18 protein-coding genes are annotated in these 18,345 nt (G+C 70.8%); 8 read left to right on the top strand and 10 right to left on the bottom strand.

What is annotated here, in order from left to right; genetic code table 11:
• On the bottom strand, nt 1-431 hold a 431-nt coding region (locus B7W94_RS08075), incomplete at its 3' end, for a DUF6766 family protein (RefSeq protein ID WP_367379563.1).
• Between the two features lie 266 nt (nt 432-697).
• On the opposite strand from B7W94_RS08075, the gene B7W94_RS08070 reads away from it, so the two are divergent.
• Nucleotides 698-1,207 (top strand): CinA family protein, encoded by a 510-nt coding sequence (locus tag B7W94_RS08070; protein ID WP_062633002.1) that lies wholly within the window; start codon nt 698-700, stop codon nt 1,205-1,207.
• 4 nt (nt 1,208-1,211) lie between these two features.
• Here the strand turns inward: B7W94_RS08070 and B7W94_RS08065 are convergent, their stop codons facing one another.
• From B7W94_RS08065 to B7W94_RS08040, 6 genes are read right to left on the bottom strand one after another with little or no spacing between them, the layout of a single operon-like run.
• Nucleotides 1,212-2,300 (bottom strand): alcohol dehydrogenase catalytic domain-containing protein, encoded by a 1,089-nt coding sequence (locus tag B7W94_RS08065; protein ID WP_085605823.1) that lies wholly within the window; start codon nt 2,298-2,300, stop codon nt 1,212-1,214.
• 9 nt (nt 2,301-2,309) lie between these two features.
• On the bottom strand, nt 2,310-3,017 hold the full coding sequence (locus B7W94_RS08060) for an HAD family hydrolase (protein ID WP_085605821.1): 708 nt from the start codon (nt 3,015-3,017) through the stop codon (nt 2,310-2,312).
• On the bottom strand, nt 3,014-4,153 hold the full coding sequence (locus tag B7W94_RS08055) for a TIGR03364 family FAD-dependent oxidoreductase (protein ID WP_085605819.1): 1,140 nt from the start codon (nt 4,151-4,153) through the stop codon (nt 3,014-3,016). The genes B7W94_RS08060 and B7W94_RS08055 overlap by 4 nt, the downstream gene beginning before the upstream one ends.
• Nucleotides 4,150-5,946, bottom strand: coding sequence for a phosphonate ABC transporter, permease protein PhnE (phnE, locus tag B7W94_RS08050; RefSeq protein WP_085605817.1), 1,797 nt, complete (start codon nt 5,944-5,946; stop codon nt 4,150-4,152). Before phnE ends, B7W94_RS08055 begins: the two co-directional genes overlap by 4 nt.
• Nucleotides 5,943-6,770, bottom strand: a complete 828-nt coding sequence (phnC, locus tag B7W94_RS08045) for a phosphonate ABC transporter ATP-binding protein (RefSeq protein ID WP_085605815.1) — start codon at nt 6,768-6,770, stop codon at nt 5,943-5,945. Before phnC ends, phnE begins: the two co-directional genes overlap by 4 nt.
• Nucleotides 6,771-6,798: 28 nt before the next feature.
• Complete coding sequence (locus B7W94_RS08040; RefSeq protein WP_085605813.1) at nt 6,799-7,722, bottom strand: phosphate/phosphite/phosphonate ABC transporter substrate-binding protein; 924 nt, start codon at nt 7,720-7,722, stop codon at nt 6,799-6,801.
• Between the two features lie 169 nt (nt 7,723-7,891).
• Here B7W94_RS08040 and B7W94_RS08035 point away from each other — a divergent pair, with 169 nt between their 5' ends.
• Entirely contained in the window at nt 7,892-8,635 is a 744-nt protein-coding gene (locus B7W94_RS08035; RefSeq protein ID WP_085605811.1) for a GntR family transcriptional regulator, read from the top strand.
• 215 nt (nt 8,636-8,850) lie between these two features.
• Here B7W94_RS08035 and B7W94_RS08030 read toward each other — a convergent pair whose 3' ends face one another.
• The gene (locus tag B7W94_RS08030) at nt 8,851-9,921 is read right to left on the bottom strand and encodes a sensor histidine kinase (protein ID WP_253247408.1); all 1,071 of its coding nucleotides are present in this window, start codon (nt 9,919-9,921) and stop codon (nt 8,851-8,853) included.
• A 298-nt stretch (nt 9,922-10,219) separates the two neighbouring features.
• Here B7W94_RS08030 and B7W94_RS08025 point away from each other — a divergent pair, with 298 nt between their 5' ends.
• Entirely contained in the window at nt 10,220-10,873 is a 654-nt protein-coding gene (locus B7W94_RS08025) for a response regulator (RefSeq protein WP_231729504.1), read from the top strand.
• Nucleotides 10,874-10,882: 9 nt separating this feature from the next.
• On the opposite strand, the gene B7W94_RS08020 is transcribed toward B7W94_RS08025, so the two are convergent.
• On the bottom strand, nt 10,883-11,746 hold the full coding sequence (locus B7W94_RS08020) for an EamA family transporter (protein WP_062765461.1): 864 nt from the start codon (nt 11,744-11,746) through the stop codon (nt 10,883-10,885).
• 227 nt (nt 11,747-11,973) lie between these two features.
• On the opposite strand from B7W94_RS08020, the gene B7W94_RS08015 reads away from it, so the two are divergent.
• The 3 genes from B7W94_RS08015 to B7W94_RS08005 all read left to right on the top strand — a co-directional run bounded on the left by B7W94_RS08015 (nt 11,974) and on the right by B7W94_RS08005 (nt 15,376).
• Complete coding sequence (locus tag B7W94_RS08015; RefSeq protein WP_062765465.1) at nt 11,974-13,257, top strand: M18 family aminopeptidase; 1,284 nt, start codon at nt 11,974-11,976, stop codon at nt 13,255-13,257.
• Nucleotides 13,258-13,301: 44 nt separating this feature from the next.
• Nucleotides 13,302-14,741, top strand: coding sequence for a purine-cytosine permease family protein (locus B7W94_RS08010; protein WP_062765468.1), 1,440 nt, complete (start codon nt 13,302-13,304; stop codon nt 14,739-14,741).
• Nucleotides 14,742-14,848: 107 nt separating this feature from the next.
• Entirely contained in the window at nt 14,849-15,376 is a 528-nt protein-coding gene (locus B7W94_RS08005; RefSeq protein ID WP_085605807.1) for a cysteine hydrolase family protein, read from the top strand.
• A gap of 312 nt (nt 15,377-15,688) precedes the next feature.
• Here the strand turns inward: B7W94_RS08005 and B7W94_RS08000 are convergent, their stop codons facing one another.
• A complete protein-coding gene (locus tag B7W94_RS08000) occupies nt 15,689-16,399 on the bottom strand; it encodes an MBL fold metallo-hydrolase (RefSeq protein WP_085605805.1) in 711 nt (236 codons plus the stop codon).
• Nucleotides 16,400-16,477: 78 nt separating this feature from the next.
• Between B7W94_RS08000 and B7W94_RS07995 the strand changes: the two genes are divergently transcribed.
• The gene (locus tag B7W94_RS07995; RefSeq protein WP_085605804.1) at nt 16,478-17,002 is read left to right on the top strand and encodes a TetR/AcrR family transcriptional regulator; all 525 of its coding nucleotides are present in this window, start codon (nt 16,478-16,480) and stop codon (nt 17,000-17,002) included.
• Nucleotides 17,003-17,053: 51 nt separating this feature from the next.
• Nucleotides 17,054-18,106, top strand: coding sequence for an alpha/beta hydrolase (locus B7W94_RS07990; RefSeq protein ID WP_253247407.1), 1,053 nt, complete (start codon nt 17,054-17,056; stop codon nt 18,104-18,106).
• Nucleotides 18,107-18,345 lie beyond the last annotated feature (239 nt).

Genomic DNA, 18,345 nt, shown 5'->3' with positions numbered 1-18,345 from the left:
AGCCAGGACAGAACTAAAACTGCCCCCATCACGATCATCAGCGAGTTGCCGAACACCGCCGCTCGCCACCCGCCCGCCCGGGCCCACCGCGGAGAGTCCGGGCGGGCGTGCGCGCCGACGAGCTGATCGGCATCGCTGCCCGGCCCCTCGTCGCCGGGCTTCTTCGACTCCGGGGAGCCCTTCTGCACGAACCAGATCGTCGCGGCGATGAAGAGGAAGAACTGCAGGAACTCCGACTGCCAGTTCTCGGCGACGTCGACCGCGAAGTCGGACGACCAGAGGAAGTCTCCGAAGCCGATCGTCGGCTGCCCGTGGTCGAGGAGCTCGTCGTTGTTCCGGAGGTAGCCGGCGACGGCCTGTCCGGCCAGAGCCAGCACGAAGAGGGCGAGGAAGAAGAGGCTGAGGGCGTGGTCCTTGATCCGCGAGCGCATGTCATCGCCCTCCCAGCGGCAGGCCGATCATCACGGCGAGCCCGACGCCGATGATCCCCGCCCAGATCCAGAAGACCGCCCGCATCCCTGCGGTGTCCCGCGCATCCTTCGCCATGTCCGCCTCCTTCGTCGGTGTGACGTTCCTCGACGATGGCGCGCCGGGCGACGGCCCTCCAGGGGCTTGACGCGGGCGTCGTTGTCAATCCCCTGCGTCAGGGCGCCACGGGGTCCGTAGCGTAGGGGGAACCGACGAGAGGAGCGCCCCGATGACCGCACCGAACGAGACCCCCGACCTCGAGCACCTCGGCGAGCTCGCCCGCAGCCGAGGTCTGCGCGTGAGCGTGGCGGAGTCGCTCACCTCCGGACGCCTCGCGAACACGATCGGTGCGGGCGAAGGGGCGTCGGGGTGGTTCGCCGGCGGCATCGTCGCGTACTTCACGGAGGTCAAGGAGAGGGTGCTGGGGCTGACCCCGGGGACCGACCCGACGTCCGCCGCCTGCGCCGAGCAGCTCGCCCGGGGCGCACGGGAGCTCTTCGACGCCGACATCTGCGTCTCGACGACCGGGGTGGGCGGGCCCGGTCCGGAGGGCGGTCATCCCGCCGGCACGGTGTACCTCGGCTGGGCGACCGCCGACGACGCCGGGCACCGGAGGCTGGCCCTGACCGGTGACCCGGACGAGATCCTGTCGGCGAGCGTCGACGCCGCGGTGCGGCTGCTCGCCTTCCACGCCGAGGGGCTGCATCCCGCAGGGCCCCGGCGCACCGGCTCCGACTGAGGGCTCAGCGGCCCGGCATCAGACCTACCCGCAGCGGGGCGCCCGGCACCGCGGCCTCCGTGAGAGCGGCGTCGATGTCGAGCAGCGGTCGCACGGCGCCCACGGCCTCGGCGAACGGATAGGCGCGCCCGCGCCCCGCGAGGAACGACACCGCTGCCGCGAGGTCGTCGGCGCCGTAGTTGTGCACGGCGGTCACCGTGACGAGACGGCGGACGAGATCCTCCGCCTCCAGGGGGATGGGCGCCGCCGGGAACACGCTCCCGACCAGGACGACCGTGCCGCCGACGGCGACGCCGGCGAGCGCCTCCCCGACGGCGTGCCCGGAGGCTTCGATGACCACGTCCGGGTCACGGTCGAGCGCGGTGGCTCCGAAGCGGGCGGCGAAGCCACGGCGATCGTCGTCTGGATCGCGCACCTCGACCACGGCCCCGTGCTCGGCCGCGATCGCCGCGGCGCTGATCCCCACCAGTCCTGCACCGTGGATGCGCACCGCGGCACCGTCGAGATCGATGTCGCGGGTGGCCCTCGCCACGGCGGCCCATGCCGTCGCCGTCGCGCAGCCGGCTGGAGCCAGCACCGCGGCCGGCAGCGCCTCCGGTACGCGCGCGATCGCGGTGCCGGCCCGCAGCTGCACATGACTGGCGAAGGCTCCGGTCAGGTCGCCGTGCGCCCCGACGCGGTCATGACCGTACTTGCCGAGGTCCCGGCACTTCTGCGTGAGGCCGCGCCGGCAGCGATCGCAGGTGCCGCACGACACCGTGACAGACCACACCACGCGGTCGCCGATCCGCAGCGGGGTACCGTCCACCGCCTCCGCACCGTCGTCGCCCAGCGCGATGACCCGACCGACGCTCTCGTGCCCGAGGACGAGGGGCGCGGGCGCGGACCGGCGGCCCTGCACGGTGTGCACGTCCGATCCGCAGATCGTCGACATCTCCACGGCGACGAGCACGTCCCGGTCACCGAGCGCGACCCCGGGGACGGCGATGGTCTCGTGCGGGTGGCCTTCGCCGATCCAGACCATCGCGGTGGCGGCGGGGCGCAGCGCGACGTCCCTCCGGTGGCCGGGTGGGCGGATCAGCACCGTTCCCATGACACGACCTCAGACGGAGGCGACGGCAGGAAGGAACTCGCGCTGCGCCAGCGCTGTCCGCAGCGCCGTGACGTCGGACAGCACGGCATCAGCCCCCGCTCCGCTCAGCGCCGCGCGATCGTGGGCCCCGGTGAGGACCCCCGCGACGAAGCCCGCCCCCGCACGACGGCCGGACTCGACGTCGCTCACGGTGTCGCCGGCGACGGCCACCGCCTGCACCGCTGACGCGCCCGTCCGCAGGACGGCGGTGAGGACGAGGTCGGGCGCGGGGCGTCCGCGGCCGGCATCGACCGGAGACAGGGCGAGGTCGATGAGTCCTCCCCACCCGAGCCCATCGATGAGCGCCTGTCGCGTGACCGGAGCGAATCCGGTGGTCAGGACGACGGTGAGCCCCGCGTCTTTCAGCCCCTGGATCGCATCCGCCGCTCCAGGGATCTCCGCGACGCCGCTCTCGGCGACGATCTCGGCGTACGCGGTCTCGAACGCCGCCGTGGCCTGCCGCGCCGCCACCGCGTCACCGCCGGCGAGATGGAGGAAGACGTCGAACTTGGACTGCCCCATCGTCTCCCGGACGTAGTCGAGGGCGTCCTCCCAGGGCAGTCGCGCGGCGACGCCGGTGCGCTCGGCGGCGCGCTGAAACGCGTGCTCCACCACGCCGTCGTCCACGACGGTGGTGCCGGCCATATCGAGGACGACGAGTTCGATCGGAGTGGTCATGGTGTTCCTTCCAGAGCAGGGGTGCCGCCGAGGGCGGCGGTGAGGTGCAGGTCGGCGAGCCCGAGGCCGCAGGTCATGCCGATGCCGGTGGTCGCGGCGAGCACGAGGGCGCCGTCGTCTCCGCGGTCGACGAGGAACTCGCCGGGAGCTTTCGCGTACACGCCCTGCCACCGCTCGATGACCCGCGGCGCCGCCCCGTCGAACAGGGCCTCGGCCTCGTCGAGGAACGCGGTGAACGCGGCCTCCGGCTGGAACGGCGACGGGGCGGCGTCGGTGGCGTGGGAGTCTCCGAGGATGAGCGTGCCGTCCGGCAGCTGCGTGTACATCTGATTGAGATCGAGGGCCGCGAGGTCGGGGCGCTCGGCGTGCAGGCGCTCACGGAGGACCCGGGCCTGCGGTCCCTCGGCGAACCTCCCGTATCGGATGAGGGACCAGCCGGTCAGCAGAGGCGCGGTCAGCGGACGAGGGAAGGAGACGGCCGCGCGCATCATGTCCAGCGCACACCGCACGACCCCGTGCCGTTCCGCGACCTCGGGCAGGAGCTGGTCGATGTCGTGGTTGACGGCCACGACGACCGCCCCGGTGTCGATCGCCCCGCGCGTGGTCTCCACCCGTCCCGCGCCGAGGGCCGTCACCGCGGTGCGGAAGCGGAACTCGACGCCCTGTGCCGTCAGGTGGCGCACGATCGCGGTCGCCGCCGTGCGCGGGTCCGTCTGCAGGTCGGCTTCGATGAGGGCACCGCCGACGAGCCCGTCCCGGCGCAGCGGCGCACGGCCCAGGAGCTCGGCGGCCTCCAGCATCCGGATGCCGCCGTCCCGCGCCGCCGCGGAGAGCACGGCGAACTCGTCCTCGTGGCGGGCGGCCACGAGCGTGCCCGACTCGCGGAGCCAGAACCCCGCGTCCCGGGCGAGCTGCAGCCAGAGCTCTCGGGAGGCATCCGCGTATCGCCGTGCCTCTCCGCCCTGCGCGCCGATGCAGAGATGGCCGAAGTTGCGGATCGTGGCGCCGGTCGGGGCGGCGCTGCGCTCGACGACGACGACCCGGAGCCCGCGGCGCACGGCGGCGAAGGCGGCCCCGAGACCGACGATGCCGGCCCCCACCACGACGAGGTCCGGATTCTGCTTCGCCCCGGTCATCGGAACACCTTCCTCATCCACATCGCGAGCCCCTCGACGGCGAGCACGGTGACGAGGATCATCAGCACGATCGCGGTGACGGTCTCGTAGCGCGAGCCCTGGCTGGCGTTCAGCAGGTAGTAGCCGACCCCGCCGCCGCCGACGATGCCGAGGATCGTGGCCGCGCGGATGTTGGTGTCGAGCATGTAGAAGCTGTGCCCGATGAGGGCTCGGGTGCCCTGGGTCAGCGTGGCCGACGTGTACGTCTGCATCCGTGTGGCGCCCACCGCCCGCAGCGCGCGCTCGGGGCCGCGGTCGACCTCCTCGAAGGAGTCGGCGATGAGCTTGCCGAGCAGACCGATGCCGCCGATCGCGAGCGCGATGACGCCGGCCTGCGCGCCGAGACCCGTGATGACGACGAGGACGATGGCGAGGATCAGCTCGGGGATGCCGCGGATGCCGACGAGCAGCAGACGGGCGGTGCCGCGCGCTGCCGCGTGCGGGGCGACGTTGCGCGCGGCGAACGAGCCGAGCAGCAGCGAGGGCAGGAGCGTGAGGACGGTGGCGGCGAGCGCGATGGCGACGGTCTCCCGCATGGCCTCCAGCATCGCGACCGTGTCGTAGCTGCCGAACGACGGGGGCCAGAAGCGGGCGGCGACGTCGGGCAGCTTCGCCCAGAAGGTGAACAGGTCGGACCAGGTGATCTGGCTCACGACGACGCTGCCGACCACGACGAGGAGCGCGACGACACCGGCCGCGGTGTGGTGCACGCGTTGCGCGGTCCACGGACGACGCACCGCGGTCTCCGGGCTCGCCGCCCACGCCGGGCGGCCCTCGGCGGGCGCGTGCGACCGCCGACGCAGGCGCGGGTGCACGATCCGGTCCATCCAGGAACGGGTCTGCTTCTGCTCACCGAGCATCGCGCCCCGCACCGTGCTCGAGATGATCTCCATCACGATGCACAGCACGAAGATCACGAGCGCGATCCCGAGACCCTTGCCGTAGTTCAGCGCCTTGAACGCGTAGGACATCTCGAGACCGAGGCCGGCGACGCCCACGTAGCCGAGCACGACGCTCCCGCGCAGGTTGATGTCGTTGCGGTGCAGCACCGTGGCCACCCAGCTCGGCATCACCTGCGGGAGGATGCCCGCCGTGAACTCCTGGAGCTTCGAGCCGCCGGCGGCGCGGATCGCGAGACGCGGCCCCTCGTCGATCTGCTCGATGGCGTCCGCGAACATCTTGGAGATCATGCCGATCGAGTGGATGCCGATCGCGAGGATGCCGGGCAGCGTGCCGAGCGAGAACATCAGCACGAAGGCCATGGCCAGCACGACGTCCGGCAGGGCACGGGTGAGGACGCCGAGGAAGCGGGCCGCCGCGCGCCAGCCGGCGCCCGGGGTGGTGTTCGCAGCGGCGAGGTAGGCGATCGGCACGGAGAGCACGGCCGCCAGCAGCGTGCCGACGAGCACGAGGCCGACGGTCAGGGCGATGAGCCCGGCGAGGTCGGCCGGCGCGGGGAAGGAGAGTCCGCCGACCCGGGCGAGGAAGTTCTCGGCGTTGCCCCAACTCTGCACCATCGCGGGGATCGAGATGCCCACGTCGCGCACCGCGACGATGCCGAGCACGACGAGGACGACGAGGGTGAGCCCCGCCGCGATGCGCTCCGCCGAGAGCGGCCGCTTCGGCGCCCGCTCCGCGACGCTCCCCCTTCGCTGGTTCGCTGAGCCTGTCGAAGCGCCCTGGGTCGCTGAGCCGCTTCTCTTGGTCGCTGAGCCTGTCGAAGCGCCCCGTGTCGAGGCCTCCACCGCCGTCATGACGCCGCCACCGTGGTCACGGCGTCGACGAGTTCCACCTGCACGGCGCGGATCTCCGCCGTGGTCGTCGCGACGCGGCCGTAGATCTCCATCACCTCGCCCTTGGTGAGTCCGTCCGTCGGGGTGTCCAGGACGACCTCGCCGTGCCGGAGCCCGACGATCCGGTCGGCCCAGCTGATCGCGAGGTCGACCTGGTGCAGGCTGCACACGACGGTGAGGCCTTCGTCGGCGGCGATCTCGCGGATGAGGGTCATCACCTGCTCGCTCGACTCCGGGTCGAGGGAGGCGACGGGCTCGTCGGCCAGGAGGATCGCCGGCTTCTGCATGAGGGCCCTGGCGATGGCCACGCGCTGCTGCTGGCCGCCGGACAGGGTGTCGCTGCGCTGGTAGGCGCGGTCGAGGAGGCCGACGCGGTCGAGGTGCTCCAGTGCGGTCAGCTTCGCGGCACGGGGGTAGCTCCACAGCCCGAGCCGCGGGCCGCGCATCCGCGAGAGCGACCCGGTCAGCACGTTCTCCAGCACGGTCAGCGAAGGCACGAGCTCGAACTGCTGGAAGATGAAGCCCACGCTGCTGCGAAGCTGTCGCAGCGCCCGCCCCTTCATCGAGGGCACGGACGCGCCGAGCACCTCGACGGACCCGGAGCTGGGCAGCTCCAGGCCGTCGAGATGCCGCAGCAGCGTGGACTTGCCGGAACCGGAGAGCCCGAGCAGCACGACGATCTCTCCCCGCGCCACCTCGAGCGTGACGTCCTTGAGGGCGGTGGTGCTGCCGAAGGTCTTCGTGACGCCGGCGAGGCGGATGAGCGTGTCGGGTGCCGCGGTCATGGCTTCTCCTGTCGTCAGGCGCGGGGCGTCAGCCCTGGCACTGCTCGGCTTCGGTCTCGGCGCAGATGTCGCGGATGAGGTCGTAGTACGCGTCGTCCACCGGCTTGGTGGCGAAGAACACGCTGCGGAACGCGTCGGAGTCCGCGCTGTCGATGCCCGCCGCGATGATGTCGTCGATGGTGACCTCGCCGAGGGCGTCGACGAGCTGCGTCGCCACGTCGTCCGGCAGCGACGACGAGTAGACGAGCGGAGCACCCGGGACCATGGTCTCGGCGATGACCTTCACCTTGTCCGACTTCTCGACCTCGGAGTCCTCGGCGAAGCCGGCCTCGCACTCGACGCCCTCGCCGACCTTCTGCACGCTGACATCGTGCTTGCCCGCGAACACGGGCGTGATGTCGGTCTTCGGGTCGACGCCCGCCTCGATGAGGTTGTACGACGGGAAGAGGTAGCCGGAGGTGGAGGAGGGATCCACGAAGCACACCTTCTTGCCCGCGAAGTCCTCGAGGCTGGAGATGTCGCTGTCTGCCGGCACGATCGCCTGCGAGTAGTAGCCGGGCTCCTGGCCCTCCTCGGTCACGATGGAGGAGATCGGGGTGAGCTTCGCGCCGTTGTTCGTCGCGGTGACGTAGGTGAACCCCGAGAACGAGGCGACGTCGACCTTGCCGGCGACGGCGGCCTCGATGAGCGCGGCGTAGTCGGTGGACTCGTGGTACTCGACGGTCTTGCCGGTGACCTCGGCGATGTAGTCCATGAGCGGCTGGTAGTTCGTCTCGGTGTCCACCGAGTCGGGGACGACCCCGAAGACGAGCGTGTTCTCGTCGACGGCGAATCCGCCGACCGACTGAGCGTCGGCGGAGGCGTCGGTGGCGTCGGCCGATCCGGAACAGCCGGCGAGGCCGAGCGCGAGGATCGCAGCGCCGGCGAGGGCAGGGAGAGCGCGGAGCTTCATGAGGACCTTTCAGGGTGGGAGGAGTGATCCAGGGACGACTCTCCCAGCCGTCGGGCCGACATGTATACCTATCTCGGAAGAGTTCAGGCGGCGTTCACCCGCGATTCTTCTGGATGAACGGCCCCACAACACACAGGCCCGGACACGACAGACGAAGTAATGTACCTATGTGGCCGAACCTGTATACACCCAGATCGCCGACGACCTCCGCGCGCGGATCGTCGACGGCACGCTCCGGCTCGGGGACGATGTCCCCACGGAGGCGGAGCTCGCGGAGCGGTGGCACACGTCGCGCGGACCGATCCGCAACGCCCTGGCGGCCCTCCGCGCCGAGGGGCTGATCGAGACCGGCCGGGGGCGCCCCGCCCGCGTGGTGGCGCGCAAGGCGAATCAGGCGGTCGACGTCTCGGTCCCCTTCACCCGCTGGGCGCGGGATCTCGGCGTCACGCCGGGCGCGCAGACGCAGGAGCTGAGTCTGCGACGCGCGGGCGATCTCGGCCCGGCACTGGGCGTCGGACCCGACGACACGATCGTGAGCGTGGTACGACTGCGGCTGCTGGACGGACGGCCGACCATGCTGGAGCGACTGGCCTACACGGAGGACGTCGGCCGTCGGCTGTTCGACGTCGACCTCGACGCGGTCTCGATCACCGAGCACCTCGCGTCGGTCGGGCATCCGATCGTCACCCTGCAGCACGTGATCGATGCCGTGGCGGCCGACGATCAGGACTCGGCGCTCCTGCGCGTGCCCCGCGGGACGCCCATCCTGCGGTTGACCCGGACGTCCAGGGACGCGGAGGGGCGCATCTTCGAAGCATCGGAAGACCGCTACCTCAGCGAGGTGGTGCGCTTCACGGTGGCGGCATCCGGGATCTCGACGGACGGGCACTTCATGAGAGCGGTGGGCGGCTGAGGCCCGGAGACAGATTCGCGACCGCGGGCGCGGGAGTTTAAGAAGCCAGAAAGATCGCGCCCGCGATCGCAGCGCTGGGGACGCTTTATCTGGGGAGCCTTCAGGATATGTCGGCGCCGCGAGTCCGCTGAAGTGCCGAATGTCGAGACACTCGTAGACTTTCGTCTACGGTCTCAGGCCCGGAATCACGGGCGTCGTCTCAGACTACGCGGGGCTCACACCACCGGCAACACGGCGGAGACGAGCCAATGCCCGTCCACCTCCCCGGCGCTGAACTCGCCGCTGGCGCCCATCACGCGTTCGGCCATCCGTCCGAGTCCGGTCCGGCTGGAGGAGAGCTCGCGACGCGGCGTCGTGGGCAGCGGACTCCGCAGCGACAGGTGGGCCTTGTCGTCGTCCACGGCGAGACGGATCTCGACGGTGCCGGGGCCCGCGTACTTCAGGACGTTCGTTGCCGACTCGCGCACGATGCGCGCGAGCACGATCTCCACGGCCCGGGGGATGCGCTCGTCGCCGGGGTCGCCGTCGAGGATTACGGCGTGCCCGGCCGCTTCGAACTCGGTCTGCGCCTCCTCGACCGCCGCGACGAGGTCGCCCGTCGGCATACCCGCGGCACGGGGGCCGTCGTCGGCGAGGTCGATCACGAAACGGAGGTCGGTCATGGCCTTGCGGGCGGCGACACGGATCGCCTCCCGGGAGCCATCGCTGGCGTCGGGGTCTTCGAGCATCTGCACGTGCAGCGACACCACGGTGAGGTGATGCGCGATGCTGTCGTGCAGCTCGCCGGCGATCCATCGTCGCTCGGCGAGGACGGCTTCCCGTTCCTGCTCCGCCGCAGCCTCCAGCTCGTGCTCGAGGCGACGTCCCCGGTCGAAGGCCAGCCGGAGTCCGAGGCCGATGGCCCCGGCGACCGTGGCCGCAATCAGGTAGATGCCGACGTTGACGGGGACGTCGGAGTCTCCGTACGCCATGACCGACGCAGCGACGAGGAAGACTCCGGTGTAGGAGAGGACAAGAGGGGTCCACCCCAGGCGCATGACCAGCGCAGACGCCAGGGCGGCGGTGATGAGGACCTGCGATTCGGTCCCCGTGAAGAAGGAGGCCACCAGGACGACACCGATCGCACACGTGGCGATCAGAGGCGACCAGAGAAACAGAGCGGTAGCCAGAGTGGAGGCGATGCTCACCGCGGAGGCGAGGGGATTCACGGTGGGATCCGTGAAAAGAGTGAAGACGTCGATCGCGACCATCACGCCGATGATCGCGAGGATGACGATGCTCTCCACGCGTGTGAGGCGTTCGCCGCGTGCGAGTCGGAAAATGTCAGGCACCGCCCGTTTTGACTGGTCTAAGGCCATGGTGCACTGTCTCCTATTCGCCAGCTATCCTAGCGAGTGAAACCGAAAAGCTTGCCAACCTGCTGCCAGAAAGTCATTACATTCACCTCCGTTCTAGTGCCGTTTGTCGATGTCTGTATTCATCTTCTCGGCGGCGCGCGGAGCGCACATCTGGCGTTCGTCCAGACCTCGATAGCCAAAGGTCTACATCCTCAGAGCGCCCGCTCCACGCCGTTAGGCTTCCTCCATGCAGGAAATCCGCGTGGTGATCGTCGATGACGATCCTCTGGTCCGCTCCGCGCTGTCGCACTTCGTGTCGCGCGCGCCCGAGATCACGGTCGTGGCGCAGGCGGAGGACGGTGTGGAGGCCCTCACGACGGTGGAGCGCGAGAAGCCCGACGTCGTGATGATGGACGTCCAGATGCCCGAGATGAACGGCATCGAGGCGACTGCGGCGATCGCCGAACGGTGGCCCGACGTGCGCATCCTCGCCGTCACCACACTCGACGGCAGCGACACGGTGCTGCCCATGCTGAGCGCAGGCGCCTCCGGCTACCTGCTCAAGGACTCCAGCGCGGAGGAGATCGTCACGGGCGTGCGCGAGGTGTTCGCGGGAGCGAGCTCGCTGTCGCCCCGCATCGCGTCGATGCTCATCCGCCATGTGCGCGACTCCACTCCCACCGCGGCGGCGGAGACCCTCGAACCGCTGACCGAGCGCGAGGAGGAGGTGCTGCAGTGCCTCGCGAAGGGCATGTCCAATGCCGAGATCGCGAAGGCGCTCATCGTCTCGGAGGGAACCGTGAAGGCCCACCTCGGTCGCATGATGTCGAAGTGGCACCTGCGCGACCGCGTGCAGATCCTCGTGACGGCCGCCCACGCCGGCCTCGTCACCTTCCGGTGAGCCGCGGCCTCAGAGCGCGAGCAGCACGATCCCGGTGAGGACGACCAGCGAGGCGCCGATCCGCCAGCCGGGCCGGGACTCGCGCAGGACGAAGGCGCCGAACAGGCTCACGAGCACGACGCTGACCTCCCGCAGCGGCGCCACGAGCGCCACCGGAGCGATCTGGATGGCGGTCAGCACGAGGATGTAGGACAGCGGCGACAGGATGCCGAAGGCCAGGATGCGCCGCCACTGCGTGCGCCCCAGCGCCACGACCGCACCCCATCGTCCGCGCACCGCCACGGAATAGAACGGCACCTGCAGCAGCGTCGTCCCGACCATGAACGCCACGGGTGACAGCTCCCACTCCCGCACCGCGTGGGCGTCCCAGATCGTGTAGACCGCGATGGCCACGCCGGTGAGAGCACCGAACAGGAGGCCGGGGTCGATGCGGCGCCCGCTGCCCGCCGGACGGCGGTCGACGAACCCGATCGCGACCACACCGGCGATCACCGCGGCGACGCCGACGAGCGCCAGGGCCGAGGGGCGTTCGCCGAGCAGGAGCACGGCGACGATCACGGAGAGGAAGGGGCCGGTGCCGCGTGCGGTCGCATAGACGGTCGACAGGCTGCCCTCCCGGTAGCCGCGCTGCAGCACGGCCATGTAGGCGACGTGCAGGACCGCGGAGACCGAGACCCCGAGCGCGAACGAGCCGAGGTCGACCGCACCGAGTCCGCCCGTGAACGGCACGGCCCCGATCCAGACGGCGGTGCTGGCGACCGCACCCCACCACAGGAACGGCGAGCCGGCGCGGCTGATGCCGTGCGCGATGACGTTCCAGGACGCGTGGGCGATCGCGGCGGCGAGGACGAGGACGAGAGCGACAGCGGACACGGCAGACCCTTCCCTCCGCCGCGGGCGCGACGAATCGGGTCCTCCGGGCTTTTGTCCTGTCAGATGACGGCCCTCCTGCGGAGGAGGACCGTGGCGCCGCTCGGACCAGACGGGTGCAGACCCCGGAACCCTAGGCGCTATCGCCACCACCCTATCTCCGACCGGGAGGGGCGCGGTGACCAGGCGCGACTACGCTTGAAGGACACCCTGCGCAGGAAGGTCATGCCATGCCCGTCACCCCGGACGCCCTCGCCCACGCCGAAGACCTCGCCGACTTCGTCGCCGCCTCCCCGTCGAGCTATCACGCCGCCGCCGAGACCGCCCGCCGTCTGGAGGAGACCGGGTTCACACGGCTGCAGGAGGCGGACGCCTGGCCTGCGCAGCCCGGAGGCCGGTACCTCGTGGTCCGCGACGGCGCGACGATCGCGTGGGTGGTGCCGGAGGATGCGTCTTCCACGACGCCCGTGCACGTGTTCGGAGCGCACACCGACTCCCCCGGCTTCAAGCTCAAGCCGCAGCCCACCACCGGAGCCCGCGGCTGGCTGCAGGCCGCCGTCGAGGTGTACGGCGGTCCGCTGCTGAACTCCTGGCTCGACCGGGAGCTGCGCCTCGCCGGCCGGCTCGCCCTCGCCGACGGCCGGGTCGTCCTCGCCGACACCGGAGCCCTGCTGCGCCTCCCCCAGCTCGCCATCCACCTCGATCGCGGGGTCAACAACGGCCTCGCGCTCGACAAGCAGACCGAGACGCAGCCGGTGTGGGGTCTGGGCGATCCGACCGAGGCCGATCTGCTGGCCGAGCTCGCCGACTCCGCCGGCGTGGACGCCGCAGAGATCCGCGGCTACGACGTCGTGGTCGCCGACGCCGCGCGGGGTGCCGTGTTCGGCAAGGACGACGCGTTCTTCGCCTCCGGCCGGCTCGACGACCTCGCCTCGGTGCACGCGGGCGTCGTGGCCCTCGCGGCACACGCCCCCGTGGCGGGCGCGCCGATCGCGATCCTCGCCGCGTTCGACCACGAAGAGCTCGGTTCCGAGTCGCGCTCCGGCGCCGCAGGCCCCTTCCTCGAAGACGTTCTGGAACGGCTGTACGCGGGGCTCGGCGCCGACGGCTCCGCCCGCCGCCAGGCGTACGCGTCGTCGTGGTGCCTGTCCAGCGACGTGGGGCACTCCGTGCACCCGAACTACATCGGCCGGCACGACCCCGTCGTGCAGCCCGTGCTCGGCTCCGGACCCATCCTCAAGCTCAACGCCAACCAGCGCTATGCGACCGATGCGGTCGGCGCCGCCTCGTGGCGGAACTGGTGCGATCGGGCCGAGGTGGTGACGCAGGAGTTCGTCTCGAACAACAGCGTGCCGTGCGGCTCGACGATCGGCCCGATCACCGCGACCCGGCTCGGCATCCGGACGGTCGACGTGGGCATCCCGATCCTCTCGATGCACTCCGCCCGCGAGCTCGCCGGCGTCTCGGACCTGCACGACCTGACCCGCGTGGCCGGGGCCTTCTTCGCCGGCTGAATCGGGCCGCGCGGAGTGTGCCCCCGGAGTGCCAGGATGTGAGGATGACCGACATCAGGCCGGCTCTCATCGAGCGTGCAGGCATCGAGATCATCCCCGAGTCCGAGCGGACCGCCCAGCCCCGCGACCTGTTCTGGCCGTGGTTCGCGGCGAACGTGTCGGTGTTCGGGATGTCGTACGGCTCGTTCGTGCTCGGCTTCGGCATCTCCTTCTGGCAGGCGACGGTCGTCTCGGTCATCGGCATCGTCGTGTCGTTCCTGCTGTGCGGACTCATCGCGATCGCGGGCAAGCGCGGGTCGGCGCCGACGATGGTGCTCTCCCGGGCCGCGTTCGGCGTGCAGGGGCAGAAGGTGCCAGGGATCGTGTCCTGGCTCACGTCGATCGGGTGGGAGACGTTCCTCGCGATCATGGCCGTGCTCGCGACGGCGACCGTCATCACGCAGCTCGGCGGCGACGGCGACAGTCTGTGGCTGAAGATCCTCGCGACCGTGATCGTCGCCGCGCTGATCGTCGCCGCCTCCGTGCTCGGGTACCACACGATCATGCGGCTGCAGTCGGTGCTGACGTGGATCACCGGCGTCGTGACGATCGTCTACATCATCCTCGCCGCGCCGACCATCGACCTCGCCGCGGTGCTGGCCCGTCCTGACGGGGGCATCGGCCAGGTCGTCGGCGCGCTCGTGATGGTGATGACCGGATTCGGGCTGGGGTGGATCAACATCGCCGCGGACTGGTCGCGCTACCAGAAGCGCACCGCGTCCGACGGGGCGATCGTCGCCTGGAACACCATCGGCGGCTCGGTGGCACCGGTCATCCTCGTCGTCTTCGGTCTGCTGCTCGCGGGATCGGACGAGGAGCTCATGGTCGCGATCGCCGCCGATCCGATCGGCGCGCTGGCGAGCATCCTGCCCGTGTGGGTGCTCGTGCCGTTCCTGTTCACGGCCGTGCTCGCGCTCGTCTCCGGCGCAGTGCTCGGCATCTACTCCTCGGGCCTGACCCTGCTCAGCCTCGGCATCCGCATCCCGCGGCCGTCGGCGGCGGCGATCGACGGCGCGATCCTCACCGCGGGCACCATCTTCGTGGTCTTCTTCGCGACCGACTTCCTCGGCCCGTTCCAGAGCTTCCTCATCACCCTCGGCGTGCCGCTGGCCTCCTGGGCCGGCATCCTCATCGCCGACATCCTGCGTCGCCGGAAGGACTACGACGAGGCGGCCCTGTTCGACAGCCGCGGCCGCTACGGCGCCTGGGACTGGACCTCGATCGGCACCATGGTCGTCGCGAGCGTGATCGGGTGGGGCCTCGTCCTCAACGGCTTCGCGGACTCGGCGCCGTGGAACAACTGGCAGGGATACCTCCTGTTCCTCGTCGGCGGGACGGACGGGGACTGGGCGTACGCGAACCTCGGGGTGTTCGTGGCGCTCGTGCTCTCGTTCCTCGTGACCTGGTTCGCGCGGGCCGGGAAGATCCGGCGGCAGGAGTCGTGAGCCCTTCGACAGGCTCAGGGACCCAGGGGGCGGCAGGCTCAGGGACCCAGGGGGCGGCAGGCCGCGGGGCCGAGGAGGCGGCCGGTTCCGCAGACGAGAGCTGGCTCGTGGTGGTCGATCCGCAGGTGATCTTCGCGTCGCCCGACTCGGCCTGGGGCTCGCCGTTCTTCGCCTCCGCGATGACGAACATCCGGCGCCTCGCGGACGCCTTCGGCGAGCGCGTACTCGTGACCCGGTGGCTGCCGACGGCCGACCGCTCGACCTCCTGGGGCGAGTACTTCGCCGCGTGGCCGTTCGCCGACCGCCCCGCTGACGACGCGTTGTACGCGCTCGTCCCCGAGGCGGAAGGGCTGTCTCCACATCCCACCGTCGACCTCCCGACGTTCGGCAAATGGGGTCCGGAGCTGGAGGCGATCGTGGGGCGCGGTGGTCGGATCGTGCTCGCAGGGGTGTCCACGGACTGCTGCGTCGTGTCCACCGCTCTCGCCGCCGCGGACGCCGGGGCACGTGTGACGCTCGCCGCCGACGCCTGTGCCGGCTCCACGGCCGAGAACCACGCCGCCGCCGTGCAGGTCATGTCCCTGTATCCCCCGCAGATCACCGTGACCGACACCGCCGCCCTCCTCTCCCCCTGACCCCCTCCCCCGGGCCCGCACCCCGCGCCCGTGCCGGACGGAAATCGCACCTCCGCACACCGTTTCGCGCCCGTTTTCGATCCCGCACGCCGGCGAGCCCTGCCAGCGGGACGGATTCCGCACCTCGCGAGGGCCCACCGGGCACGTTTTCGATCCCGCACGGAGTCCCCGTCGCGGGACGCGAAATGCACCTCCGCCGCGCGACGGCGGTGCGTTATCGATCCGGCACCGTGGTGCGGCGTTCGGGCGGGACGGAAAGTGCACCTCGGCAGAGGCGGGGAGGGGCGTTGGTGAACCCGACAGGGGCGAGCGTCAGGCGTGGGCGCGGACCGCGGCGGCGATGTCGGCGGGAGTTCCGCGCCACGGAGCACCATGGCCGGGAAGGACCCACTCGGCGTCGAGCGCCGCGAGGCGGTCGAGCGAGGCCAGGGCTTCCGCGGGCTCGTCAGTGAACGGGGCGGGTTGCGCGCCCTCCTCCCCCGTGAGCACATGCCGCGTGGTCAGGGCGTCGCCGACGAACACCGCGCCGACCGCCGGGACGTGCACCGCGATGCTCCCCGGCGAGTGCCCCGGAAGACCCACGACGACCGGGGCCCCGGGGAGGTCGAGCACGTCGCCGTCCGCGACCTCGGAAACCTCGGTGACGTGGCGCGTGCGGAGCGCACTCTTGCGGAGGCCGTAGGCGAGGAACCCGAGCATGGGACCGATCCGGGAAGGACCCATCGGGGTCTTCGGCTTCTCCCCGGTACGCACGCGGTGTGCATCGGCGCCGTGGATGTACACCGGAACGCCGGACTCGCGACGCAGTCGTTCCGCGAATCCGATGTGGTCGCTGTCGCCGTGGGTCAGCACGAGTCCGCGGATGTCGGACAGCGGACGGCCGATCACGGCGAGCTCCCGTTGAAGGTCATGCCAGTGCCCGGGCAACCCGGCGTCGACGAGGGTGATGCCCTCGGGCAGGTCGATGAGGTACGAGGCGACGATGTCGTTGCCGAGGCGGTGGAGGTGAGGGGCGAGCTTCATGATGATCCTCTCGGGCGATTGCGATGGCTACGTTACGTAGCTATCATGGCTACTGTCAATAGCCATCGAGGAGGATCCATGCCCACCCCCGAACGCACGTCGATCGATGCCATCGTCGCGGCCGGCCAGGACATCATCGAGGCCGACGGTCCTGCGGGACTCACGATGCAGGCGGTCGCGGAGCGTGTGGGCGTGCGGGCCCCCTCCCTCTACAAGCGCGTGCGCGATCGTGAGGCCTTGCGAGTCGCGGTCGCCACGGCATCCGTCGATGCCCTCGCGACCCAGCTCGAGGCGGCCGGCGACGACCTCTCCACGCTCGCCCGCACCTATCGCTCCTTCGCTCATGCGCACCCGGAGGGGTTCCGCCTCATGTTCAACGCCGCGGTCTCCCGCGAGGCCCTGGAACGCTCCGCCGCCCCCGTCATCCGCGCCTGCGCCACCGCGGTCGGCGAGACGGACGCTCTCGACACCGCGCGTCTCTTCACCGCCTGGGCCACCGGATTCCTGCAGATGGAACTGTCCGGGGCGTTCCGACTCGGGGGTGACGTCGACCGCGCCTTCGAGTACGGCCTCCGGCGTCTCCTCGCGAGCCTCGCCGGGTGAGGACGCCCGTCATTCCCGGTCCACGACGGCGGATGCTGGCACACTGAGGCCGTGGAAGACTCCCGCAGCACGGCCGGAACCGTGGCCGCGAAGACCGGTCGGACGCCCTGGCGTCGCACGAAGATCGTCGCGGGCACCCTTGCCGCGGTCGCCGCCGTCGTCGCGATCGTCGGCGCGCTCACCCCGTGGCCGTCCGCGATGATCATCCGCTCCGTGTTCACGAAGGGCGGCGACGAGACCGCCGCCGAGATGACGAAGCATGTCCCGGACACCGCCCTCGACGAGCGGAAAGATGTCGCCTACGGTGACGCCGGCCCGGACACGACGATGGACGTCTTCCGCCCCGCCTCCGCCGACGGCGCACTGCCGACCGTGGTGTGGATCCACGGAGGCGCCTGGATCTCGGGCTCGAAGGAGGACGTCGATCCGTACCTCCGCATCCTCGCCGCGGAGGGCTACACGACCATCGGCGTGAACTACACCCGCGGACCCGAGGGCGTGTATCCGCTCGCCGTCCACCAGCTCGACGAGGCCCTCGCCTACATCGACGCGCACGCGGCGGAACTGGGCGTCGATCCGCGCCGCATCGTGCTGGCGGGAGACTCCGCCGGGGCCCAGCTCGCCAGCCAGATGGCGACACTCATCACGAATCCGGACTACGCGGAGATCCTCGGCATCCGCCCGTCGATCCTCGCCGATCAGCTCGTCGCGACCGTGTTGAACTGCGGCGTCTACGACCTCGCCGCACTGGCAGAACTCGACGGGGTCGCGGGATGGGGCTTCAAGTCGGCGATGTGGGCGTACTCCGGCACGAAGACCTGGGCGGAGGACTCGACGGGTGCCACGATGTCGACCGTCGACTGGGTCACGGCCGACTTCCCCGCGACCTACATCTCCGGCGGCAACGGCGACGGGCTCACCTGGCTCCAGTCGATCCCGATGTCGAAGCGGCTGCAGGAGCTCGGGGTCGACGTGACGCCGGTGTTCTGGCCTGCGCCGCACGAGCCGGAGCTCCCGCACGAGTACCAGTTCCACCTCGATCTCCCCGAGGCCCGGAAGGCGCTTGCGGACACCATCGCCTTCCTCGACGCGCACACCCGCTGACCCGGCCCCTTTCGTCCGGCGCAGGCTGCCACCGTTGCACGACCCCGCCACGGATGCACGACCCGAATCCTCCGGATACCCGTGCCACCGTCTCCGAATCGTGCAGGCGGACCCGGGCACGGATGCACGAGCCGGGCACGGGTGCACGACTGCGGCACGGGTGCACGACCGAACCCTCCGGATACCCGTGCCACCGTCGCCGGGTCGTGCTGATGCGTCGGGATTCGGACATAACGTCT

Source organism: Microbacterium sp. LEMMJ01 (assembly GCF_002114135.1).
GTDB lineage: Bacteria > Actinomycetota > Actinomycetes > Actinomycetales > Microbacteriaceae > Microbacterium.
The sequence above is the reverse complement of the archived record's forward strand: the minus strand, read 5'-3'. Positions and strand labels throughout refer to the sequence as shown.

Excerpts from the sequence above, each read along its gene's own strand:
- B7W94_RS08070 (WP_062633002.1), top strand. The coding sequence starts at position 698 with ATGACCGCACCGAACGAGACCCCCGACCTCGAGCACCTCGGCGAGCTC.
- B7W94_RS08065 (WP_085605823.1), bottom strand. The coding sequence starts at position 2,300 with ATGGGAACGGTGCTGATCCGCCCACCCGGCCACCGGAGGGACGTCGCG.
- B7W94_RS08060 (WP_085605821.1), bottom strand. The coding sequence starts at position 3,017 with ATGACCACTCCGATCGAACTCGTCGTCCTCGATATGGCCGGCACCACC.
- B7W94_RS08055 (WP_085605819.1), bottom strand. The coding sequence starts at position 4,153 with ATGACCGGGGCGAAGCAGAATCCGGACCTCGTCGTGGTGGGGGCCGGC.
- phnE (WP_085605817.1), bottom strand. The coding sequence starts at position 5,946 with ATGACGGCGGTGGAGGCCTCGACACGGGGCGCTTCGACAGGCTCAGCG.
- phnC (WP_085605815.1), bottom strand. The coding sequence starts at position 6,770 with ATGACCGCGGCACCCGACACGCTCATCCGCCTCGCCGGCGTCACGAAG.
- B7W94_RS08040 (WP_085605813.1), bottom strand. The coding sequence starts at position 7,722 with ATGAAGCTCCGCGCTCTCCCTGCCCTCGCCGGCGCTGCGATCCTCGCG.
- B7W94_RS08025 (WP_231729504.1), top strand. The coding sequence starts at position 10,220 with ATGCAGGAAATCCGCGTGGTGATCGTCGATGACGATCCTCTGGTCCGC.
- B7W94_RS08015 (WP_062765465.1), top strand. The coding sequence starts at position 11,974 with ATGCCCGTCACCCCGGACGCCCTCGCCCACGCCGAAGACCTCGCCGAC.
- B7W94_RS08010 (WP_062765468.1), top strand. The coding sequence starts at position 13,302 with ATGACCGACATCAGGCCGGCTCTCATCGAGCGTGCAGGCATCGAGATC.
- B7W94_RS08000 (WP_085605805.1), bottom strand. The coding sequence starts at position 16,399 with ATGAAGCTCGCCCCTCACCTCCACCGCCTCGGCAACGACATCGTCGCC.
- B7W94_RS07995 (WP_085605804.1), top strand. The coding sequence starts at position 16,478 with ATGCCCACCCCCGAACGCACGTCGATCGATGCCATCGTCGCGGCCGGC.